The following is a 20676-nucleotide window of genomic DNA, read 5'->3' as shown; positions in this document are numbered from 1 at the left end:
GGCTGGAGAAGGGCGGCAGGGGCGTGAGCAAGGATCTGATGCATTACGACCAGCTGGCGCAGGATGCGCTGCGCGGGGTCGTGCGCAAGGCGCTCGAGCGCGCTGCCGGACCCGGCGGCCTGCCGGGCGCGCATCATTTCTACATCACCTTCCGCACCGATGATCCGGCCTGCGATATCGATGAAAGCCTGGTCAAAGCCTATCCCGAAGAAATGACCGTGGTGCTGGAGCACCAGTTCTGGGACCTGTCCAGCGATGACGAAGGCTGGGAAGTGACGCTACGTTTTTCCGGCGTGCCCAAATACATGCGCGTGCCCTGGCGGGCGGTGACCCGCTTCCATGATCCCAGCGTCGGCTTCCGCCTGCATTTCGACTATGTGGCGCCGGGACCGGGCGAGATTGCCCGCGCGGCCAGCGACACGGCGCCGCCGGGCGGTGAAAGCACGGTGGTCAGCCTGGACACTTTCCGGAAAAAAGAGTGAGCGCCGCGCCTGACCGGGCCGCGCGCTTCATCGCGCTGTTCTCCGACCCCGCCCACATCCCCGCCGTTTCGAAGCATTTCGGCTTTGAACTGATCGGGCTCGATCCTGATGCGGGCACAGTGGAGGCCTGGTTCTCCGCCCGTCCCGAATTTCTCAATCCCAACGGTTCGGTCCAGGGCGGCATCGTCACCGGCTTTCTCGACGAGGCCATGAGCGCCGCCGCCTTCATGGGCGCCGACCTGAAAGCCGCCGTGCCGACGCTGGAGATGAAGACCAGTTTCCTGCGCCCGCTCACCACGCCGCGCGCCCGCGCCCTGGGGCAGGTGGCGCGTATGGGCTCGTCGGTGGCGTTTCTGGAAGGCCGGCTGTGGAATGAGGACGGTGTGCTGTGCGCCACGGCGACCGCGACCGCAGCGATCCGCCCGCTCTGATCTCAGCTGTCAGACCGTGACGTCGAGGATTGTCCCCACCATGTCGCTGGCCGCCCTGATGGTGGAGGCTGCCGCCGCCGCCTGATGGTGGGCCCGGATCATGTCGACGCGCGCCGAGACAATATCATCGCTCCAGCCATTCTGGCGCGGCTTGCCGTCGGTGGGGGTCAGGCCGGACCGCACAGTGCGGTCCGCCGCCGCGCTCATGCGCGCGGTGGCCTGATTGAAGGCCTGAAGGCCGGTGGCGAGGACAGGTGTCATGACCATGACCATGACGGGCCCGGCGCAGTCATGCATCCTCCGGCCTTGGCTCAAGGTTACCCGCTGGTGACCGGCCCGCCGGAGTGCGCCGGGTTTAACGATGTGACAACGATGTTTAACGCAGCCTAGTCTGGTACTTGGTGCGTGCGCTGATTCGCGCAGCGGCGGCGCAACGGAGGAAGACGCCCGGCAATGAAGGCTCGCGTCAGCGATATTCTGGTCGTGCTCACCTACGCCATGGTGGCGGTGGTGGCCGCGCTTGCGTTCCAGCGCTTCGAGCTGATGAGCGCGCAACTGGCGTGGCTGATGGGCGCGGTGGTGTTCCTCATCGCCGGTCAGGTGCACGCCGCGGCCGCCCGCGCCGAGGAGCGCGCCCGTTTCGAGGCGGAGCTGAAATCCCTGCAGCGCGCCAATGCCAGCATGATCGATACGCTCAACGAGGCGCAGGCGCGCCTCGACGCTTTGGCGGGCGGCGCGCCGTCGGCTTCAGCGCCTGCCGAAACGGGCGCGCCGCGTGACGAGACCCTGGTCGCGCAGATCCTGGCGCGGCTGGATGCGGCCCGCATCCAGCCCACTGCCGAAACCGCAGACGCCAACGCTGATGCCGTGGCTATGGTGCGCGAGGCGCTCGATGCGAACCGGGTCGATCTCTACATGCAGCCCGTGGTCGGCCTTCCCCAGCGGCGCACCTGCTTTTATGAGGGTTTCACCCGTCTGAGAACCAGCACCGGCGAGGTGGTGGCGCCAGGCGCGTTCCTGGCCGCTGCTGAAGGCGCGGGCATGATCGCCGAGGTGGACAATCTCCTCCTGCTGCGCTGCGTTCAGATTGTGCGCCGCCTGACCAAGTCGGACCGCCGCGTGGGCGTGTTCTGCAATGTGTCGATCCGCTCGCTGGCCGATGAGGATTTCTTCCCCGGCTTTCTCGATTTCCTGCGCCGCAACGGCGATCTGGCCGGGGCGCTGATCTTCGAGATGCCCCGCGCCGCCTTTGAAAGCCGCTCGGCCATTGCGGCGCGCAACATGGCCCGTCTGGCCGATTACGGCTTCCGCTTCTCGCTCGATCAGGTCAGTGATCTCAATATCGATCTCAACGAGCTGCAGCGCGCCGGCGTGCGCTTTGTGAAAATCCCCGGCGAACGCCTGGTGGCCGCGCTGCATGGCGGCGAGCCGGTCGCCGGACGCGAGCCGGGCGCCCTGCCGCCCGAAGACATCGCTGGCCTGTTCGCCCGCTATGGCGTGGATCTGGTGGCCGAAAAGATCGAGACAGAAGCCACAGTGGTGGAAGTGCTCGACCTCGATATCGCCTACGCGCAGGGCCATCTGTTCGGCGCCCCGCGACCGGTGCGCGACGACGTGCTGAGCCAGACTGACCAGGATGTGCGCCGGGCTGGCTGAGCCTGCTGGCCCGCAGCGCCTGCAGGCGCCATATTCGCCCTCATGTCAGCGCGTCCTCCCTCCGCCAGCCCCGCCCTCGTGCGCAGGCTCACCTACGCCCATGCGGCGCTGGGCGTGTGCGCCATCGCCGGCTTTCAGGCCGCCCATGGACCCGAACGCCTGATCTTTGCAGGCAGTCTCGTGGCCGGGATCATCGCCCTGATGGTGGCCGGGTATCTGGTGCGCGAGGTCGGAGGACAGGCGCCCTTCTCTGTCGTCCCCGGCTGGCCGGATCGCGCATTGAGGCTGGCCGCGTTCCTCTGCGTGATTGCGTTCGGCGTGGTGAGCTGGCTCGGGCTGGAATACCGCCCGCCCGCCCCGTGAGCGGCCCGGCCCGCCTGTCGGCGCTGACGCGCGATTATGACGTGATCCTGTGCGATGTCTGGGGCGTGATCCGCGACGGACGCGCCCTCATTGCGCAGGCGCTCGACGCCCTGAAGCAGTTCCGCGCCGCTGGCGGGACCGTGATCCTCCTGTCCAACTCGCCACAGCGCCAGGACTGGCTGCTCAGCCATCTGGCCCAGCTGGGCGCGCACGGCGACAGCTGGGACGGGGCCGTCACCTCGGGCGATGCGATCTTTGAAGAGCTGTCCCGGCGCGCGCCGGGCCCGGCCTATAAGCTGGGGCCGGACTATGACGACGGGCTCTATGAGGGCACGGGGCTCACCTTCGCGCCGCTGAGAGACGCCGCCTTCATTTCCTGTACGGGCCTCATCGATTTCGAGACCGAGACGCCCGATCAGTACCGCGATCTCCTCTCCGAGGCGGCGCTGCGCCGCCTCACCCTGGTGTGCGCCAATCCCGACATCGTCGTGCAGGTGGGCGGGGCGCTGCGCTATTGCGCCGGGGCTCTGGCAGCGCTGTACGAGACGCTCGGGGGAGCAGTGGTGATGGCCGGCAAGCCGCACCCTCCCATTTATGAACTGGCCTACCGGCGGCTCGAGGCGCTGGGCGTGGAGGCGGACCGCAGCCGCATGCTCGCCATCGGCGATGGCCCGAAGACCGATATCGCCGGCGCCCAGGGCGAGGGGATCGACGCGCTCTTCATCACCGGCGGCATTACAGGCGAGCGCCTGTCCGGCGCGTTTGATGCGCGCGCCGCTGCGGACATGTTGGCCGAAGACGGGTTGTCAGCGCGCTATGCAGCCCCGGCGCTGATCTGGTAGGCGCGCCAAGAAAAAGCCCGGACGCTGGCGCATCCGGGCTCCCTCTACGGTCGATAATTCAGCCGCTTACTGCACGCGGCGGAACGCCTCGCATTCCAGGCAGCTGGCGTAGACGCCGCGGCGGTCGGTCATCATGTTGATGCGCTGCAGCTCGGCGCCGGCCTCCGCAGCCGCCTGACCGAACAGGCCGCCCGGCAGCAGGCCCGGCCCCTCGAACGCGGTCGCCACAAAGGACAGGCCGATCATTTTCAGGAATTCTTCGAACGGGTCTTCCTCGTCCACGAATTCTGTGACGCGGTAATCGCCCTCTTCCAGCCCGGCGCGCGCGGCGGCGGCGGCGATGGCCTGGTCATAGCCGCCTAGATGGTCCACCAGCCCGCGGTCGAGCGCCTGGGCGCCCGTCCAGATGCGGCCCTGAGCCACGGCGTCCACCTGGTCGCGGGTCATGTTGCGGCCTTCGGCGACAATGGTCAGGAACTGCTCATAACCCGCTTCAATGCTCTGCTGGAGGATATCGCTCCACACATCGGTGACCCCGCCGGTGACGGACGGGAAGCGCGCGGACTCGGTCAGCGACACCCCGTCTTCGTACACGCCGATTTCGGCCAGCGTGTTCTCAAGCGTCGGAATGAAGCCGAAAATGCCGATGGAACCGGTGATGGTCGTGGGCTCGGCCCAAATCTCGTGCGCGGGCGCCGCGATCCAGTACCCGCCCGAGGCCGCCACGCCGCCCATGGAGGCGATCACGATCTTGCCCTGCTCGCGCGCGAGCAGCAGCTCTTCGCGGATCAGTTCCGAGGCGAAGGCCGAGCCGCCGCCTGAATCGATGCGCAGGACGATGGCCTTGACGTCATCGTCGAGACGGGCCCGGCGGATGAGGTTGGCGTGGCGGTCGCCGCCGATCACGCCGCCATCGCCGTCACCGTCCAGAATCGTCCCCACCGCATTGATCACGGCGATGACATCGCCGCGGGTCGCGGCTTCGGGACGGCGCGCTTCGACATATTCAAGGAAATTGCTGGACCGGATGCGGTCCTCGTCTTCATCACGGCCGAAACGCTCTTCCATCATGTCGCGCCAGGCGCCGCGTCCGGTCAGACTGTCGACCAGACCGGCCTCCTGCGCCACGCGCGCGGTGTCGCCATTCACGCGCGTCAGAAGGTCCGGAAAGGTGTCGGCATAGGTCTGCAGCGCGCCCGCATCGAGGCTGCGCGCCGCTTCCACACGGGCCTGATAGGCGTTCCAGATATCACCAAACACGTAGCGGGTGGCCTCGGCGGCCTCCGGCGACATGCTGTCGCCCAGGAAAGGCTCCAGCGCCGACTTGAACGTGCCCACGCGGTAGACGTTCACGGTGACATCCAGCCGGTCCAGCAGCGAGCGGAAGAAGGTGCGGTAGATGGCATAGCCATTGACCACGGCGCCGCCCATCTCGTGCATGTGCACTTCGCTGGCATGGGAGGCGAGCATGTAGCCGCCCATGGAGTAGTTGTCGCCATACGCGATGATCTCCTTGCCCGCCTCGCGGAACGCTGTCATCTCCGCCGCGATGGCGTGCATCGCCGCAGGCGTGGCGCCGACCAGACCGTCGAAGTTCACCAGCAGCGCCGTGACATCGTCATCTTCCGCCGCCAGGCGCAGGCCTTCGATCACGTCGCGCAGGAGGATTTGGTTGGGGGTCCCGCCTCCAAGAAGCGCCGCCGTGAACGCGTCGCCGGGAGAGACCTGGCTCGTTTCCTCAACAATCGCCCCGGTGGGCGAGAAGTTCAGCAGGCCGCCCTCGGCCATCTCGAACTCGTCATCCCCGCCGAACAGGCCCCCGATCAGGGACAGCAGGACGATCAGGATCAGTATCAGACCGAAGACGCGCAGGATTCCGTGCTGGATCAAGCCGATCCAGCGCCAGATCCTGGCGAAGATATTCTCATTGGCGTGTTCAGACATGTCACCCGCTCCCAGCGATCAATAAGCGTGAACCGTGAACGCTGTTCGCCTGCCTGTCCAGCGCTGCAGGCGTTAATTATCGGACAGGCAAAGCGTGTCCGGGCGGTGGTCGCGGGTCTAGCTGATCCGCTCCACCGGCGGCACGGCGCCGCCCAGAGACGGGCTGACCCGCCACGCGCTCGCCACCTCGCCGGTGAAGTCCCGGCTCAATATGGTGGACACGCGCACATGCTCGGCCACCGCTTCGCCGCGGCGCAGGGTCAGGCGCAGATAGCCCTTGTCGCGCACATTGTTGAGCAGGATTTCCGCATTGCGGTCCTCCATCATGCGCCCGAAATCCACATCCGGCGCATTCACCGCCTCATAGGGCGAGGGGCTGGTCACCGACGTGACGCCGAACTCGGTCCCGCGCCGCTCTCCCGAAGCGTCAAACAGATCATTGGTCCACATATTATGGGTGTCGCCGGTGAGCACGATCATGTCGGCCCCGGCGGCGCGCACACGGTCATAGAAGCGCTCGCGGTCCACCGGGAAGCCGTCCCAGCTGTCGAGATTCATCGGCACGCCATGGGCCGTGCGCTGGGCGAACTCCCACTGGAAGCGCGAGGTCAGGCGCATGCCCAGGCGCAGCCAGAATGGCGTCTCCGTCATGAAGTTCGGCGCCTCAAGACGGCCCATGAGCACCTGGTTGGCGATGACGCGCCAGGGCTTGCCCTCGGTGACAGACGCCGCCAGCGTCTGCGCGATGAAATCGCCCTGTTCATCGCCGATCAGCCGGCGCTCAGGGTTGCCGATGACATTATCGCGCCAGTTGCGCACGGCCGCCTGGCTGGCCGGATCATCCGGATCCGCCTCGACAGGGATCGGGAAGCTTGAAAAATCGAGCTCTGACGAGCGCGCGGTGAGGCGCGTCTCGACGAACAGCAAGGTGGCCAGATCACCGATCTCGGCCTTGCCGTAGCGATTGATCAGGGTCTCGCCTTCGCGCACGGGCAGCCAGTCATGATAGGCGCGGATCGCCGCATCGCGGCGCGCGCGCCAGTCGCCCTCGGTCTCGGGGTCGTGGTTCTGCGCCCCGCCCGCCCAGCTGTCATTGGCGGTCTCATGGTCATCCCAGATGGGCAGCCAGGCCGCAGCCGCCTTGGCGGCCTGCAGGTCGGGGTCCAGGCTGTATTGCGAGTGGCGCCGGGCATAGTCGTCTTCGGAAACAATCTCGGTGACCGGATCGACCACGCGCGCCAGGCGCTCGGCGTCTTCGGTGCCGTATCCGCCCATGCCGTACTCATACAGATAGTCACCCAGATGGATCATCAGATCCGCCTGCGCGTTCTCCGCCGCGTGTCGGTAGGCGTTGAAGAAACCGCGCGGATAGTTGGAGCAGGAGAAGGCGGCGATGCGGTATTCATCGACCCTCCCTACTGGCAGGGTGCGCGTGCGCCCGACTGGGGAGGTCTGCCCGCCATAACGGAAGCGGTAGTGATGCCATCGGCCCGGCTCCAGGCCCCCGGCGATGATCTTGACCGGTGTGGCGCCATGCGCGGCGAGCGCGCCCTCGCGCGGCGCCGCTTCGCCGCTCCAGACAATCTGCGAAAAGTCCGCGTCCAGCGCCATCTCGGCCATGACCGGCCCCGGCGCCGCGCCGTCATCGGTGGTGATGGCGGTCCACAGCACCACGCTGTCCGATTTGGGATCGCCGGAGGCGACGCCATGCTTGAATACGCCTTCGCGGCGGGGCAGCGGATCAAACTGCGGCAGGTCTTCGCCACAGGCGCTGACCGCCACGCCCAGGCCCGCGGCCCCCAGAAGCGCGCTGCGGCGCGTCAGTCTGAACTTGGTGTCGGCCATGTCACATCCCTCCCCGGATTTCGCGCCGCCAGATTTGCAGGACCGCGCGCAAAAGCAAGCTTTAAGGCCCTGAAACGCAAACGGCCGGCGGCGGGCCCCTCACCCGCGCCGGCCGTCCGCCCCCCCTTGAGCCGTTCGCCTAGAAATACGCCCCGATGCGCACGCCGAAGGTGCGCGGCGCGCCGGCGATGAAGGTCGGCAGACCGAACGCCCCGCCGGTATTGCCCGAATCGATCAGGTATTCCTCGTCGGTCAGGTTGGACCCGAACACTTCGGCGAACCGGTTGCGGTCAGCGGTCTCGTAGCGCAGGCGGGCGCGCACAATGCCGTATGCGTCCTGACGCACGCCGACGAATTCGTCATTATTGTTGTCGGTGAAGAAGTGCGACTGCCATGTATAGCTCGGCAGGACGCTAACCTCGCCCCACGAGCCTTCAGCCACCACCACGCGCGCGCCCAGCGCAAGAGCGTGCTCGGGCGAGTAGCGGAAACGGTTGCCGGCGAGCGCCTGGGGCTGGCCGTTCGCCGTGTCGTCAAACTTGGCCAGGTTATAGGCGTAGGTGAAGAACAGATCAGCGCGGTCGTTCAGGCTGAAATCGCCCTGCAGCTCCAGCCCGTACTGGGTGGCGTTGCCAGCATTGGTCGGGGCGAACGTGCCCGAGGTCGGGTCGAACACCGAGGACTGGAAGTCCTCGTACTGCGAACGGAAAATCGAGCCCGACAGCGTGCCGCGGTCAAGGCTGACGAAAGCGCCCGCTTCAACCGAGTCGACAATCTCCGCCGGCGCGATGGAGAAGAAGGTCGGCGATCCGGTGTCGAGCGCGATGACGTCGGGGCGCCGGCCGCGCGCAAAGCTCGCCCAAGTGTTGATGCGGTCCGTGAGCTCATAGGCCGCCACAATACGCCAGGTCCAGGCGTCGAAGCTCGCGGTCTCACGCACCGCAGCGCCGTTCGGCGTGGCGGGCAGGATGAGCGTCGGGCCGAAGGTCACGCGGTTCGGACCCATGCTGGTCCCGCCATAACCCGAGGCGACCTTGTCCTCGTCGGTGTAGCGCAGGCCCGCCGTCAGGGTCAGCCGGTCGGTGAGCGCGTAGGACGCATCGGCGAACACGTCCATCGCCTCGGTGCTGCCGGCATTGGCCGATTCTTCGGTGTAGTTCGGACGCAGCGGCACAAAGCCCATGCCGCTCGACAGCGCGGCGATGGAGAAGGGGAAGGGATTGCGCAGATCGGTGATCGCCGACACCGGCACGCCCAGCGCGCCCGCCACCGCCGCCGGATCGCCGAACGCGCCGGTGGAGACGAAGAAGGCCTGCGCCGTCGCTTCGTTATAAATGCCCGGCACCCGCTGGGTGTTGGCTTCGTAGAAATAGGTGAAGCCGCCGAACGCCGTCAGCGGCCCGCCATTGTCAAAAGTCAGGCGCATTTCATGGCTGGTCTGACGGCCCGTGGCGTCCTCGGCGAAGTTCACGAAATTGAGCCCTGCGCCGATCGGATCGAAAATTTCCACCGATTCATAATCGCGATAGCCCGTGATGGTCGACAGGCTGAACGCGTCGGTGAGATCCCACTCGGTCAGGACGGTGACGCCGCGCACGGTGCGATCCAGGCCCAGCGGCTGGTTGCCTTCAAAGCCGGGGATCAGGCGCAGGTCAGCGGCGGTATAGGGCGAGGTGTCGAGGCCGGGCGCGGCCAGCACGCCGGATTTGAACGAGGTGCCCGGCCCGTTGTCTTCCTGCCAGTTGGCGATCACGTGGAAACGGAAATTATCGGTCGGCTCGCCGCTGAACACGGCGCGCAATGCGGTCGTGTCACGGCCCTGCAGGTCCTCGCCATCGCCACGGTTCTCGATATAGCCGTCGCGCGTGCGCAGGACGCCCGCCAGGCGGAAGGCGTAGCCGGCGCCGAGATCGCGGTTCACGTGGCCGCCAAGTTCGCGTTGCTCGAAATTGCCATAGCCCGCAAACACGCTCGCCGTGTTTTCCTGCGCCGCCTTGTTCTGGATGATGTTGATGCCGCCGATCAGCGCGCCGCGTCCGAACAGGGTCGGCTGCGGGCCCTTGGCCACTTCGAGGCGCTCGATATCGAACAGCTCGACATAGGAGCCGCGCGAGCGGGTGATGGACAGGCCGTCCTGGAACATGGCCACGCGCGCTTCGGCGTTGGCCGCGCCGCTGTCAGTGGTGATGCCGCGCAGCGAGTAGCCGGGATTGTTCGGGCTCTGCTCCTGGACCACCAGGCCCGGGGTGAACAGGCCAAGGTCTTCCAGCGTGCGGATGTCCAGCCGGTCAATGAGCTCGGAGTCAAATGCGGTGACGTTCACCGGCACGTCGGCCAGCGACTGCGCGCGGAACTGGGTCGTCACGGTGATGACGTCGCGGGTCTCGGCGCGCGGCGCGGCTTCGGCATCGCTCTGGGCGAACGCGGGCGCAGCATAAACCAGCGCGGCGAGCGCAACGCAGGCGGACAGGCGGGATTTGATGGACATGGAGATACCCCTCGGACTCGCTTTGAGCGCCACGGAATAGTGGCGCACGTTGCGAGTCTCACTAGGCGCGGCGCATGACAGGGGCTCGACAATGCGATGACAGGTATTTGACGCGGTGCAGCAAAGTGTGGGGTGTGGCCTGTTCGCCACGCTCTGCGCCTTGTACAAGGCGGCTCATGAGCGACGCACGCCCCGACATCCGCACCCTGACGCCCGAGCCGGAAGCGCTCGGCGAACGCCTGGACCGATGGCTGGCGGACCAGTGCCCGGACCTGTCGCGCTCGCGCTGCAAGGCGCTCATCGAGGCGGGCGCGCTGCTGGTGGACGGCGCCCCTCTGACCGAGGCGTCGGCCAAGGTGCGTGACGGCGCCTACATGCTCAGCGTGCCCGAGCCCGAGCGCGCCGAGCCGGAGCCCGAGGCGATAAAGCTCGACATTCTTTATGAGGATGCGCACCTCATCGTGATCAACAAGGCCGCCGGCATGACGGTGCACCCGGCTGCGGGCGCCTGGAGCGGGACTTTAGTCCACGCCCTCCTGCACCATTGCGCGGGATCATTGTCAGGCATTGGCGGGGTGATGCGCCCGGGCATCGTGCACCGGCTGGACAAGGACACATCCGGCGTCATGGTCGCCGCCAAGAGCGACGAGGCCCATCAGGGCCTGTCCGAACAATTCGCCGCCCACGATGTGGAGCGCGCCTATATCGCCTTCACCCGCGGCGCGCCCAAGCCCCGCGCCGGGCGCGTCGAGACCCGGCTGGGCCGGTCGGACCATGACCGCAAGAAGATCGCCGTGCTGCCCGAGTACAGCAAGGCCGGCAAGCACGCGATCACCAATTACGAGACGCTGACCGTCTATGGTCAGGTCCCCGGCGCCTCGGTCGGCACGCCGGTGGCCGCGCGGGTGGAATGCCGGCTGGAGACGGGGCGCACCCACCAGATCCGCGTGCACATGGCCCATATTGCCTGCCCGCTGCTGGGCGATCCGCTCTACGGCAAGGGCCGGGGCGGCGTGCTGGCCAAGCTGGATGACGGCAAGGTGTTCCGCGGCTTCGGGCGCCAGGCCCTGCATGCGGCGGTGCTGGGCTTTATTCACCCGGTGACCGGCGAACCCCACCGTTTCGAAACCCCGCTCCCGCCCGACATGGCGCAGCTGGAAGGGTTTTTGAAGTCGCTTTGAGGCGAGGAACGCCAAAGCCTTCTTACTTTAATTCATTTACCAGCGCGCCCCGATGTGATACGTAAGTTACGCAGGTGGGGGTTGTCGTGCATACCGTCATCGAGACTAGGCATTTTCAAAGGGCGGCGAAGCAGGCGGGCCTGACAGACGCGGACCGCGAGGCGGTCATCACGCTTCTGGCAGATGCCCCTGATGCGGGCGACTTGATTCAGGGAACCGGAGGCGCACGCAAATTGCGCTTTGGGCCCGGTGGCAGGGGCAAAAGCGGCGGCGTAAGGGTCATCACATTTTATTGCGCCGAGGATGTGCCGGTCTTTCTGCTGGACGTCTTTTCGAAGGGTCAGAAAATGAACTTGTCCAACGCAGAGCGCAATGAGCTCAAGACCATTCTGGACGGCCTCGCCACTGATTATCGCCGGTCAGCGAGCACACTCGCCGCCAACCTGAGGAGACCGAAATCATGAGCGATTCAGGAAAGAGGCTAATCGCGGCAGCCCGTGAAGCCCGCGCCATCGCGCGTGGGGAAATAGAGCCGGCGCAGGTCCATGCACCTGTTGAGATTGATGTCAGCGCGATCCGGGCGCGGACAGGCCTGTCGCAGAGCGCCTTTGCAGGAAGCTACGGGTTCACGCTCAATCAGGTGCGTGACTGGGAACAGAAGCGCTCGCGACCCCTGGGTGGCGTGGGCGCGTATCTCATGCTGATCGGCGAGGATCCGGATGCCATTCGCCAGATGCTGATGAAGAGCCAGTCGGGTCAGGCTGCATAAGGCGCGAAGCCTGGCGGAGCTTAGCGCCCGCGGCCCGCTCGCGCCCGTTTCGAGCCGGCCGGTCCGGCGCGGACATCGCGCTCGAACAGGCCGGCCAGCTGGTGTGTGATGGCGCCGGCCAGCTGATCCACGTCCACGATGGTCACCGCCTTGCGGTAATAGCGCGTCACGTCATGGCCGATGCCGATGGCCAGAAGTTCAACATCCGAGCGGCTTTCGATCATCTCGATCACCTCGCGCAGATGCTTTTCCAGATAGGCGGGTGAATTGGCCGACTGGGTGCCGTCATCCACCGGCGCGCCGTCGGAGATGACCATCAGGATGCGCCGCTGCTCGGGCCGGGCCAGCAGGCGCGAATGGGCCCACAGCAGGGCCTCGCCGTCGATATTCTCTTTGAGCAGGCCATCGCGCAGCATCAGACCCAGATTGGGCCGCGCCCGGCGCCAGGGCGCATCAGCGCCCTTGTAGATGATGTGGCGCAGATCATTGAGCCGGCCCGGATGGGGCGGCTTGCCCTGGGACAGCCATTCCTCCTTGGAGCGTCCGCCCTTCCACGCCTTGGTGGTGAAGCCCAGAATCTCGGTCTTGACCCCGCAGCGCTCCAGCGTGCGCGCCAGAATGTCCGCGCAGGCCGCCGCCACCAGAATGGGCCGGCCGCGCATGGATCCGGAATTGTCCAGCAGCAGCGTGACCACCGTGTCGCGGAACGCCATCTCCTGTTCCTGCTTGAAGGAGAGCGGCTGCATGGGGTCCATGATGATGCGCGGCAGGCGCGCCGGGTCGAGCACGCCCTCTTCCTGATCGAACGCCCAGGAGCGCTGCTGCTTGGCCATCAGCTTGCGCTGGAGGCGGTTGGCGAGCCGGCCCACAGCCGCCTCCAGCCCCTTGAGATGCTGGTCGAGATTGCGGCGCAGCCGGGCCAGCTCCTCGCCATCGCACAGATCTGACGCGTGGATCACCTCGTCAAAGGCGCGGGTGAAGACCTTGTAGGCGTTGGGATCCTCGCCGGACGCCTGAACCCAGTTGGGCCGCGAGGCCTGACGCGCATCGCCGGGCTCGTCATCGGCCTCGATGCGGGTCTGGCTGTCCTGGGCGTACTCAATCTCATCACTGTCCGACGCCGTGCCGCGCGCATCTTCGGGCTGGTCGTCCTCGCCGCTATCGGGTTCGGATTGCCCGTCATCATCGCCGGACTGGGGGTCCTGTTCGACCCCGGAATCATCGTCGGTCTCGTTGTCTTCGTCCTCGTCGGCCTCCTCGCCGAGCTCGTCGGTGAGGTCGAGATCGCGCAAGACCTGGCGAAGCGCTTCGGCGAAGCGGGTCTGATCGCCGGCGCTCTGCGCCAGCGCGTCCAGCGCCCCGCCCGCAGCCGCCTCCACATCCTCGCGCCAGACCTGCATCAGCCCGCGCGCATCGTCCGGCGCCGGGCGGCCGGTAATACGCTCGCGCACCAGCATGGACACGGCTTCGGCCAACGGCGCGGTCTGGCGGTCCTCGGCCTGGTTCCAGCCCTCGCGCTTGCAGCGCGCGATCAGGGCGGCGTCGAGATTGCCCGCCACGCCGCGCATGTCGCGCGCGCCCAGCGCCTCGACGCGGGCCTGTTCGGCGGCGTCATGGATGCGGCGCGCCCGCGCGCCCGGCGGGGCGGCTTGCTGGTGGCGGGCCGCATCATGCAGCGCCAGCCTCAGCGCCATGGCGTCCGCCTTGCCGCGCAAGAGCGCCGCGTCTTGCGGCGTCAGCGCTTCAGGCGGGTTGGGCAGAAGGACCTTGCCCTTGGCCAGCACATCCTTGTCGCCGCCGAATTTCACTTCCAGCTCGCGCGCACCCGACAGGGCGCGCGTCGTGGCGCTCAGGGCGCGTCTGAAGGTTTCAGCGGGACTGTCTTCGCTCATGAGCACACACTTAGCGCCCGCGCGCGCACTTGCGAACCCGGCGCGGCGCCGCAGCGCATCATTGCCCGGCCAAACCGTAGGCGCCGTGCAGCGCGCGCACCGCCCGCTCCACCAGATCGCCATCGACCAGAGCCGAAATCTTGATCTCGCTGGTGGCGGCCATGCGCACGCTCACGCCCTCGCGCGCCAGCACGCCATAGAGCGTGCGCGCCACATCGGCCCGTCCGCGCAGGCCCGTGCCCACCACGGACACCTTGGCGAGGCCGGTTTCGGAGCGGATATCGAGCCCGTCAAAGCGCGCCGCCAGTCCTTCTGCGAGCGCCAGAGCGCGCGGCAAATCGCGCCCGCTGACTGAACACTCCACCACCGACCCGCCGGCGCGCGCGCGGGCCTGGACGATCATGTCCACCGCCACATCGGCCTGCGCGAAGGCGGCGAACAGGGCTTCGGCCGCCTCCGCCCCCGGCGCGCCGTGCAGCGACAGGCGCGCCTGATCACGCACATAGGCGACGCCTGACACGACCCGGCGCTCAGCCAGGCGCGCGTCGTCCACCACGTCGGTGCCCGCGCTGGCGCCGGGCGCCAGAAAGCTGGATTTGACGCGCAGGGTCACCGCCTTGGCCTTGGCGTATTCCACCGACCGGGTCTGCAGCACTTTCGCCCCCATCGCGGCCAGCTCCAGCATGGCGTCGTGACTGATGCGCTCGACCCGCGCCGCGTCTGGCGCAATGCGCGGATCGGTGGTGAACACCCCGTCCACATCGGTGTAGATGTCGCATTCCGCGCCCACCGCCGCCGCGACGGCGACGGCGGTCAGGTCCGTGCCGCCCCGCCCCAGCGTGGCCAGGCGCCCGTTGGCGTCGAGGCCCTGATAGCCGGCCACCACCGGAATGATCCCGGCGGTCATCATCGCGTCCAGCACATCTCCGTCGATGGCGGTGATTCGCGCCGCGCCCGGCGGGCCGTCCACCAGTATGGGCAGGCTCCAGCCCATCACGGCTTCGGCCTTCAGCCCGCGGGCTTTGAGCGCCAGCGCCATCAGCGCCGCGCTCGCCTGTTCGCCGGCGCCCAGCACGGTATCGGTCTCCACCTCGCCCAGACCCCCGCCCAGCGCTTCGGCAAGACCCAGCAGCCGGTCGGTCTCACCGGCCATGGCCGAGACCACCACGGCGAGCTGACGCCCGCTGGCGGCCTCATGGGCGACGATGGAGGCTGAATGGGCAATGCGCTCAGGCCCGCCCATGGAAGTGCCGCCGAATTTCACCACCAGACGCGTCATGCCTGCTCCCGCCCGTTACCCATACTTGGCGCCGGACCGGGACGTAACCGCGCACCCGGCTCGATTCCGGGCGCGCGAGCGCCCATATTGCGTCACCTATACGTAAGCGCCCCGCGCGCGCCAACGCCGCACCGGAGTCACACATGGCCCAGGCCGCCGCCCCTGACCGTCTTGTATCCCCATCCATCGATCCCGATGAGGTGGAGAAATTCTCCCGCATCGCCGGGGAATGGTGGGATCCGGCGTCGAAATTCGCGCCGCTGCACAAATTCAATCCGGCGCGCCTGACCTGGATTCGCGAGCAATTGTGCGCCCATTACGGGCGCAGCGGCGCGGCGCCGCTGGAGGGGCTGACGCTGCTCGATATCGGATGCGGCGGCGGGCTGGTGAGCGAACCCATGGCGCGGCTGGGCGCGTCTGTCACCGGCGTCGATGCGGCGCAGGCCAATATCAAGACGGCCATGGTGCATGCCGAAGAAACCGGGCTGAACATCGATTATCGCTGGGGCGTGGCCGAGCAGTTGCTGGAGCAGGACGGGCCGGGCCAGTTTGATGTGGTGCTCAATCTCGAAGTGGTCGAGCACGTGGCCGACCCGGACGCCTTCCTGCGCGATTGCGCACGGCTGGTGAAGCCTGGCGGGATGATGATCATGGGCACCATCAACCGCACGGCCCGCGCCTTCGCCACGGCGATTTTCGGCGCGGAGTATGTGCTGGGATGGCTGCCGCGCGGCACACACCGTTTCGACAAGCTGGTGCGCCCTGACGAGGCGCGTGCAGCGCTGGAGGCTGAAGGGCTGGAGGTGCGCACGCCGGTGGGCGTGAGCTACAACCCGCTGAAAGACCGGTTCTTCATTTCCGGAGATGCGGGCGTGAATTACCTGATGGCGGCGGTGAAGCCGGCCTAGCGGCGCAGCGTCAGCGAGAAGGCGGCGAAGCCTTCATTCGTGTCCCAAGACTGGGCGGGAAGCGAATACGTGGTCTCGCGCCGCACATAGGCCAATGACAGATCCGCGCCGCCCAGACGCATGGCGATGCCGGCCTGCGCGTCGCCCACCATGGCGTAAGGGGCGACGGTCATGGCGCCAAAGCGCGTGAACCCTGAACCGGGATCGTACAGCAGGGCCTGACGATCCGCGCCAGCGAAGAACCACCAGGCCGGGCGCGACCAGCCGGCATCCTCGCCGATGAAACGGCCCAGACGCACGGTGGCGCCCGCTTGCGCGGCGGGCCCGTAATCACCGACCGACACGCCCGCGCGCGGTGACAAACCGATATCCAGACCGTCCTGGCCCGGCGCATCAAACGCGCCTTCATAGCGCAGCGTCATGCGGCGCGGACGGTCGCGCTCGCCGGCCAAAGCGTACCCGGCCGCTTCGGCATAGTCGTCGCCAAAGGCCAGTGTCATGGCGCTGGGCTCTTCGCCATTCAGGAAAGACACAGTGAACCGTCCGCCCGCCGGCGTCGCCGCCAGCAAGGTTTCGGAGGTTTCAAATCCCGCGAGCATGTCGCGCGCCACGACCGGGGCCCGCGCGCCCAGAAGTCCGGAGGCGAGGCGTGACGCGCGCGGGCGCACGCTTGCGCGCACCGTCGTGAAGCCTTCATCGCGCGCATCAAACCGCAGACCGGACACGGGCGCGCTCGAATCAAGCGCCTGGAGCGTCGCCGATCCCGGCTGGGGAGATGCGCCCAGCTCTTCAAGCAGGGGCGCGATCACCGAGGGGCGCAAATCGCCGGGAGAGGCGTGCGCAGCAATGCCTGTCAGGCCCGCGGCGAGGGCCGCGGCGCTCAGGCTGGAAGCGATGATGCGCAGAATGGTCATAGCGACCACAATCCTTCCAAAGTTCGTTCCCCGGCACGCTTGTCTGTATAACACGATCCTCGGGGCTATACAGCTGATCTGGACAAGTTTTTGGTTACCAAAATCTGAACTCGCATAGACGGCTTTGGTTCCATGCAAATCTGTCTGAAAGCCTATGAACCAGCCCTGAACCTGCCGCACAACGACCGGCGCCCCGGCCGTCGCGGCCGGGGCGCCTATCAGTCAGGCAAGGCGCATGGGCGCTATTGGCAGCCGAGGCATTCCTCGTAATCGGTGGGCGCGGCCTGCTCCATGCTGCGCTCGATCTCGGACTTTTCGCCCGAGCCGGCATAGCCGGCGCGCTGCACCGATTTGGACCGGCAGTAATACAGCGACTTCACGCCCTTCTCCCACGCCGTCCAGTGCAGCATGTGCAGGTCCCACTTATTGACGTCGCCGGGCAGGAAAATGTTCAGCGACTGGGACTGGCAGATGAACGGCGTGCGGTCGGCGGCATGTTCGATCACCCAGCGCTGGTCGATCTCGAAGGCGGTCTTGAAGATCGCCTTCTCGTCCTCGCTCAGGCAGTCGAGATGCTGGACCGAGCCTTCGTGCTCGAGAATGCTGGACCAGACGGTGGCGGTGTTCTCGCCCTTCTTGTCCAGAACCTCTTCCAGATACGGGTTCTTCACCGTGAACGAGCCCGACAGGGTCTTGTGGGTGTAGACATTGGCCGGGATCGGCTCGATGCCCGCGCTGGTGCCGCCGCAAATGATCGAGATCGAGGCGGTCGGCGCGATGGCCAGCTTGTGGGAGAAGCGCGCCTTGACGCCCTGCTCGGCGGCATCCGGGCACGCGCCGCGCTCTTCGGCCAGCTTAACCGAGGCGATGTCCGCCTGCTGGCGGATATGCTTGAACAGGATGCGGTTCCAGGACCGCGCCGTGGAGGATTCAAACGCCACGCCCAGCTTCTGCAGGAAGGAGTGGAAGCCCATCAGCCCCAGACCCACGGACCGCTCGCGCCAGGCCGAGTAGCGCGCACGCTCCATCTCGTCCGGCGCCCGGTCGATGAAGTCCTGCAGCACATTGTCCAGAAAGCGGAACACGTCCTCGATGAAGTCGGGATCGCTCTTCCATTCCTGATAGGTCTCGGCATTGATCGAGGACAGGCAGCACACCGCCGTGCGGTCACGGCCCAGATGGTCGAGACCCGTGGCCAGCATGATTTCCGAGCACAGATTGGACTGGCGCACCTTCAGCCCCAGCTTGCGCTGGTGGGCGGGCATATTGTTGTTCACCGTGTCGGAGAAGATGATGTAGGGCTCGCCGGTCTGCAGGCGCAGCTCCAGGATTTTCTGCCAGAGCTTGCGGGCGTTGACCGACTTGACCACTTCGCCGGACTTGGGCGAACGCAGTTCGAAATCGGCGTCGTCGCGCACCGCCTCCATGAAGGCGTCGGAAATATTCAGCCCGTGATGCAGGTTCAGGCTCTTGCGGTTGAAGTCGCCGCTGGGCTTGCGGATTTCGAGGAATTCCTCGATCTCCGGGTGGTGCACGTCGAGATACACCGCCGCCGAACCGCGGCGCAGCGAGCCCTGGCTGATGGCGAGGGTCAGCGAATCCATCACCCGGATGAACGGGATGATGCCGCTGGTCTGGCCGTTCTGGCCGACTTTCTCGCCGATGGAGCGCACGCCGCCCCAATACGTCCCGATGCCGCCGCCATTGGACGCGAGCCAGACATTCTCCGTCCAAGTGTTGACGATATCGCCCAGCGAATCATCCACCGAATTGAGGAAGCAGGAGATGGGCAGGCCACGGTCAGCGCCGCCATTGGACAGGACCGGCGTGGCGGGCATGAACCAGAGCTTCGACATATAGTCGTATAGTCGCTGGGCGTGCGCCACATCGTCGGCATAGGCGCGCGCCACCCGGGCGAACATGTCCTGATAGGATTCGCCGGGCAGCAGATAGCGGTCGACCAGCGTTTTCTTGCCGAAATCGGTCAGAAGCGCGTCCCGCGACGGGTCGGTCTGGACCGAGTCCACCAGGCGCAGCTTCACGGCCTTGGGCTTGCCATTCTGGGCCGGCGCACGCTGGGCGGCGGCGGTGGCGGAGACGTGGTCAAACGGCGTCATGGTCGAAGGCTCCTTCGAGGACAGCAGCGGCGCAAGAGGCCCTTGCGGCGGACGCAAAGTCCCGCGCGCTGCATGAGAATTTCAATACATTGTGTGCGGCCTCCCCGAGAGACCGCAACATATAGTGCTGAGCCTTCGCACAGGCGTCAACGCCCCAAACCGTCCGAACGCGAACTTTTTGGTAAACAAAACCTTACCAGACCCACGCCCGCGCGCAGACTCATTAAGGAAGCTGAGTGCGGCCTTAAGGCGCCGTTACCTGTGGAAAGGCGCCTTGCGCTTGGCGGCGGGCGCCGGGGCGGCTAAGAGGCGCCATGATCTCGTCTGTTTGCATCTATTGCGGCTCAAGCCCCGGCGTCCATGACGCCTATGGGCTGGCGGCGCGCGCCATGGGCGCGGCGCTGGCCCGGCGCGGCGTGCGCCTGGTCTATGGCGGCGGCCAGGTCGGGCTGATGGGCCAGCTGGCTGATTCGTGCCTCGACGCCGGCGGCATGGTCACGGGAGTGATTCCCGACTTCCTGTTCCACAAGGAAATCGCCCATGGCCGCGTCAGCGACATGCGCGTGGTCGCGTCCATGCATGAGCGCAAGCAGGTGATGGCCGACGAGTCCGACGCCTTCATCGCCCTGCCCGGCGGGCTGGGCACGCTGGAGGAATTGTTCGAGGTGTGGACCTGGTCCCAGCTTGGCCGCCACACAAAGCCGGTGGGCGTGCTCAACGCCCACGGCTATTTCGACCAGCTCCTGGCCTTCCTTGACCACATGCAGAGCGAGCAATTCGTCGAATCACGCCACCGCGCCATGCTGATCGAGCACGGCGACCCTGATTCGCTGCTCGACCGGATGGCGGCCTTCCAATACCCCGGCGTCATCGCGACTCTGACCCGCCATCAGGTGTAGGCGCGTCCAGCAGGGCGTTCAGATGGTCTTCCATCACGGACAATTCGCGGTCCCCCAACCCCCACAGAATCGCCGGATCGACCCGCGCATAGGCATGCGCCAGAATATTGCGCGCGCCCATAATGCCCCGCCAAGGCACGCCCGGCGCGCGCTGACGCACCGCCTCGGGTACATGCTTGGCCGCCTCACCGAAGATTTCAACGCAGCACGCAACAGCGTGCTGTGCCTTGATATCTGAAGCGAAGGCGGTTGCGTCCAGCCCTTGCACATGGGCGCGCGCATACCGGCTGTGAACGATCATGTCCGTGACCGAGACCCGCCAGTCACGGTCAGGCATTTACCGCCTCCCGGGTGATCTCTGCGCGCAATGCCGGGTGCAGAGAATCAGGCGTGAACAGGTCCACAGCGGCGCCAAGTTGCGCCTCGAGATCGAGCTTGAGGCCAGCGAATTCGAAAAGGCCCGGAACGCGCCCGGGCGCGAATTCGACAATGAGGTCAATATCGCTGCCGGGGCCCGCATCACCGCGCGCCTGGCTGCCGAACAGCCGCACATGCGCTACACCGCGGCTGGCCAGCCAAGGCTTGAGAGCGTCGATCCGGCTGATGAGACTGCGCTGCGTCATACGTGCAGTGTCTCATATCCTGCGGCCAGCCCCAAGCATCGCC

20 protein-coding genes are annotated in these 20676 nt (G+C 66.7%); 10 read left to right on the top strand and 10 right to left on the bottom strand.

Annotated elements, in window-relative coordinates:
- The first annotated feature begins 23 nt into the window (after nt 1-23).
- Together L2D01_01220 and L2D01_01215 are read left to right on the top strand one after the other, a co-directional pair.
- A complete protein-coding gene (locus L2D01_01220) occupies nt 24-482 on the top strand; it encodes a ClpXP protease specificity-enhancing factor SspB (GenBank protein ID WBQ10406.1) in 459 nt (152 codons plus the stop codon).
- Entirely contained in the window at nt 479-913 is a 435-nt protein-coding gene (locus L2D01_01215; protein WBQ10405.1) for a PaaI family thioesterase, read from the top strand. The genes L2D01_01220 and L2D01_01215 overlap by 4 nt, the downstream gene beginning before the upstream one ends.
- Before the next feature lie 9 nt (nt 914-922).
- On the opposite strand, the gene L2D01_01210 is transcribed toward L2D01_01215, so the two are convergent.
- Nucleotides 923-1174 (bottom strand): hypothetical protein, encoded by a 252-nt coding sequence (locus L2D01_01210; protein WBQ10404.1) that lies wholly within the window; start codon nt 1172-1174, stop codon nt 923-925.
- A 192-nt stretch (nt 1175-1366) separates the two neighbouring features.
- Between L2D01_01210 and L2D01_01205 the strand changes: the two genes are divergently transcribed.
- The 3 genes from L2D01_01205 to L2D01_01195 are packed head-to-tail and all read left to right on the top strand — an operon-like array spanning nt 1367 to nt 3774.
- A complete protein-coding gene (locus L2D01_01205; protein ID WBQ10403.1) occupies nt 1367-2569 on the top strand; it encodes an EAL domain-containing protein in 1203 nt (400 codons plus the stop codon).
- Nucleotides 2570-2611: 42 nt separating this feature from the next.
- Nucleotides 2612-2932, top strand: coding sequence for a hypothetical protein (locus tag L2D01_01200; protein ID WBQ10402.1), 321 nt, complete (start codon nt 2612-2614; stop codon nt 2930-2932).
- The gene (locus tag L2D01_01195; GenBank protein WBQ10401.1) at nt 2929-3774 is read left to right on the top strand and encodes a TIGR01459 family HAD-type hydrolase; all 846 of its coding nucleotides are present in this window, start codon (nt 2929-2931) and stop codon (nt 3772-3774) included. Before L2D01_01200 ends, L2D01_01195 begins: the two co-directional genes overlap by 4 nt.
- A gap of 66 nt (nt 3775-3840) precedes the next feature.
- Here L2D01_01195 and sppA read toward each other — a convergent pair whose 3' ends face one another.
- The 3 genes from sppA to L2D01_01180 all read right to left on the bottom strand — a co-directional run bounded on the left by sppA (nt 3841) and on the right by L2D01_01180 (nt 10051).
- Nucleotides 3841-5718: a signal peptide peptidase SppA gene (gene sppA / locus L2D01_01190; protein WBQ10400.1), complete on the bottom strand. Its 1878-nt coding sequence runs from the start codon at nt 5716-5718 to the stop codon at nt 3841-3843.
- A gap of 117 nt (nt 5719-5835) precedes the next feature.
- Nucleotides 5836-7563, bottom strand: coding sequence for an alkaline phosphatase D family protein (locus L2D01_01185; GenBank protein ID WBQ10399.1), 1728 nt, complete (start codon nt 7561-7563; stop codon nt 5836-5838).
- 139 nt (nt 7564-7702) lie between these two features.
- A complete protein-coding gene (locus tag L2D01_01180) occupies nt 7703-10051 on the bottom strand; it encodes a TonB-dependent receptor (protein ID WBQ10398.1) in 2349 nt (782 codons plus the stop codon).
- A 176-nt stretch (nt 10052-10227) separates the two neighbouring features.
- On the opposite strand from L2D01_01180, the gene L2D01_01175 reads away from it, so the two are divergent.
- The 3 genes from L2D01_01175 (at nt 10228) to L2D01_01165 (ending at nt 12001) form a co-directional block, all read left to right on the top strand.
- On the top strand, nt 10228-11232 hold the full coding sequence (locus L2D01_01175; protein WBQ10397.1) for an RluA family pseudouridine synthase: 1005 nt from the start codon (nt 10228-10230) through the stop codon (nt 11230-11232).
- 86 nt (nt 11233-11318) lie between these two features.
- On the top strand, nt 11319-11696 hold the full coding sequence (locus L2D01_01170; protein WBQ10396.1) for a type II toxin-antitoxin system RelE/ParE family toxin: 378 nt from the start codon (nt 11319-11321) through the stop codon (nt 11694-11696).
- Nucleotides 11693-12001, top strand: a complete 309-nt coding sequence (locus L2D01_01165; protein WBQ10395.1) for a hypothetical protein — start codon at nt 11693-11695, stop codon at nt 11999-12001. Before L2D01_01170 ends, L2D01_01165 begins: the two co-directional genes overlap by 4 nt.
- A gap of 20 nt (nt 12002-12021) precedes the next feature.
- Here the strand turns inward: L2D01_01165 and cobT are convergent, their stop codons facing one another.
- Both cobT and L2D01_01155 read right to left on the bottom strand, forming a co-directional pair.
- Complete coding sequence (cobT, locus tag L2D01_01160) at nt 12022-13893, bottom strand: cobaltochelatase subunit CobT (protein ID WBQ10394.1); 1872 nt, start codon at nt 13891-13893, stop codon at nt 12022-12024.
- A gap of 58 nt (nt 13894-13951) precedes the next feature.
- Complete coding sequence (locus tag L2D01_01155; GenBank protein ID WBQ10393.1) at nt 13952-15172, bottom strand: aspartate kinase; 1221 nt, start codon at nt 15170-15172, stop codon at nt 13952-13954.
- A gap of 143 nt (nt 15173-15315) precedes the next feature.
- On the opposite strand from L2D01_01155, the gene ubiG reads away from it, so the two are divergent.
- Complete coding sequence (gene ubiG, locus L2D01_01150) at nt 15316-16080, top strand: bifunctional 2-polyprenyl-6-hydroxyphenol methylase/3-demethylubiquinol 3-O-methyltransferase UbiG (protein WBQ10392.1); 765 nt, start codon at nt 15316-15318, stop codon at nt 16078-16080.
- Here the strand turns inward: ubiG and L2D01_01145 are convergent.
- On the bottom strand, nt 16077-16994 hold the full coding sequence (locus L2D01_01145; GenBank protein ID WBQ10391.1) for a DUF2219 family protein: 918 nt from the start codon (nt 16992-16994) through the stop codon (nt 16077-16079). The two genes, ubiG and L2D01_01145, sit on opposite strands and share 4 nt — an antisense overlap.
- A gap of 242 nt (nt 16995-17236) precedes the next feature.
- Nucleotides 17237-19111 carry a ribonucleoside-diphosphate reductase subunit alpha gene (locus L2D01_01140; protein WBQ10390.1) on the bottom strand — a complete coding sequence of 625 codons (1875 nt, stop codon included), beginning with the start codon at nt 19109-19111 and terminating at the stop codon, nt 17237-17239.
- A 314-nt stretch (nt 19112-19425) separates the two neighbouring features.
- Here L2D01_01140 and L2D01_01135 point away from each other — a divergent pair, with 314 nt between their 5' ends.
- Nucleotides 19426-20010 carry a TIGR00730 family Rossman fold protein gene (locus L2D01_01135; GenBank protein WBQ10389.1) on the top strand — a complete coding sequence of 195 codons (585 nt, stop codon included), beginning with the start codon at nt 19426-19428 and terminating at the stop codon, nt 20008-20010.
- Here L2D01_01135 and L2D01_01130 read toward each other — a convergent pair.
- Complete coding sequence (locus L2D01_01130; protein ID WBQ10388.1) at nt 19979-20347, bottom strand: DUF86 domain-containing protein; 369 nt, start codon at nt 20345-20347, stop codon at nt 19979-19981. The two genes, L2D01_01135 and L2D01_01130, sit on opposite strands and share 32 nt — an antisense overlap.
- Nucleotides 20340-20633, bottom strand: a complete 294-nt coding sequence (locus L2D01_01125; protein ID WBQ10387.1) for a nucleotidyltransferase family protein — start codon at nt 20631-20633, stop codon at nt 20340-20342. Before L2D01_01125 ends, L2D01_01130 begins: the two co-directional genes overlap by 8 nt.
- Nucleotides 20634-20676 lie beyond the last annotated feature (43 nt).

This window comes from Hyphomonadaceae bacterium ML37, assembly GCA_027627685.1.
Taxonomy (GTDB): domain Bacteria; phylum Pseudomonadota; class Alphaproteobacteria; order Caulobacterales; family Maricaulaceae; genus Oceanicaulis.
This window is presented reverse-complemented; position numbering and strand designations above follow the sequence as displayed.

Excerpts from the sequence above, each read along its gene's own strand:
- cobT (WBQ10394.1), bottom strand. The coding sequence starts at position 13,893 with ATGAGCGAAGACAGTCCCGCTGAAACCTTCAGACGCGCCCTGAGCGCC.
- L2D01_01155 (WBQ10393.1), bottom strand. The coding sequence starts at position 15,172 with ATGACGCGTCTGGTGGTGAAATTCGGCGGCACTTCCATGGGCGGGCCT.
- L2D01_01140 (WBQ10390.1), bottom strand. The coding sequence starts at position 19,111 with ATGACGCCGTTTGACCACGTCTCCGCCACCGCCGCCGCCCAGCGTGCG.
- L2D01_01165 (WBQ10395.1), top strand. The coding sequence starts at position 11,693 with ATGAGCGATTCAGGAAAGAGGCTAATCGCGGCAGCCCGTGAAGCCCGC.
- L2D01_01210 (WBQ10404.1), bottom strand. The coding sequence starts at position 1,174 with ATGACACCTGTCCTCGCCACCGGCCTTCAGGCCTTCAATCAGGCCACC.
- L2D01_01200 (WBQ10402.1), top strand. The coding sequence starts at position 2,612 with ATGTCAGCGCGTCCTCCCTCCGCCAGCCCCGCCCTCGTGCGCAGGCTC.
- L2D01_01205 (WBQ10403.1), top strand. The coding sequence starts at position 1,367 with ATGAAGGCTCGCGTCAGCGATATTCTGGTCGTGCTCACCTACGCCATG.
- L2D01_01125 (WBQ10387.1), bottom strand. The coding sequence starts at position 20,633 with ATGACGCAGCGCAGTCTCATCAGCCGGATCGACGCTCTCAAGCCTTGG.
- L2D01_01175 (WBQ10397.1), top strand. The coding sequence starts at position 10,228 with ATGAGCGACGCACGCCCCGACATCCGCACCCTGACGCCCGAGCCGGAA.
- L2D01_01135 (WBQ10389.1), top strand. The coding sequence starts at position 19,426 with ATGATCTCGTCTGTTTGCATCTATTGCGGCTCAAGCCCCGGCGTCCAT.
- L2D01_01130 (WBQ10388.1), bottom strand. The coding sequence starts at position 20,347 with ATGCCTGACCGTGACTGGCGGGTCTCGGTCACGGACATGATCGTTCAC.
- L2D01_01145 (WBQ10391.1), bottom strand. The coding sequence starts at position 16,994 with ATGACCATTCTGCGCATCATCGCTTCCAGCCTGAGCGCCGCGGCCCTC.
- ubiG (WBQ10392.1), top strand. The coding sequence starts at position 15,316 with ATGGCCCAGGCCGCCGCCCCTGACCGTCTTGTATCCCCATCCATCGAT.
- L2D01_01185 (WBQ10399.1), bottom strand. The coding sequence starts at position 7,563 with ATGGCCGACACCAAGTTCAGACTGACGCGCCGCAGCGCGCTTCTGGGG.
- sppA (WBQ10400.1), bottom strand. The coding sequence starts at position 5,718 with ATGTCTGAACACGCCAATGAGAATATCTTCGCCAGGATCTGGCGCTGG.
- L2D01_01180 (WBQ10398.1), bottom strand. The coding sequence starts at position 10,051 with ATGTCCATCAAATCCCGCCTGTCCGCCTGCGTTGCGCTCGCCGCGCTG.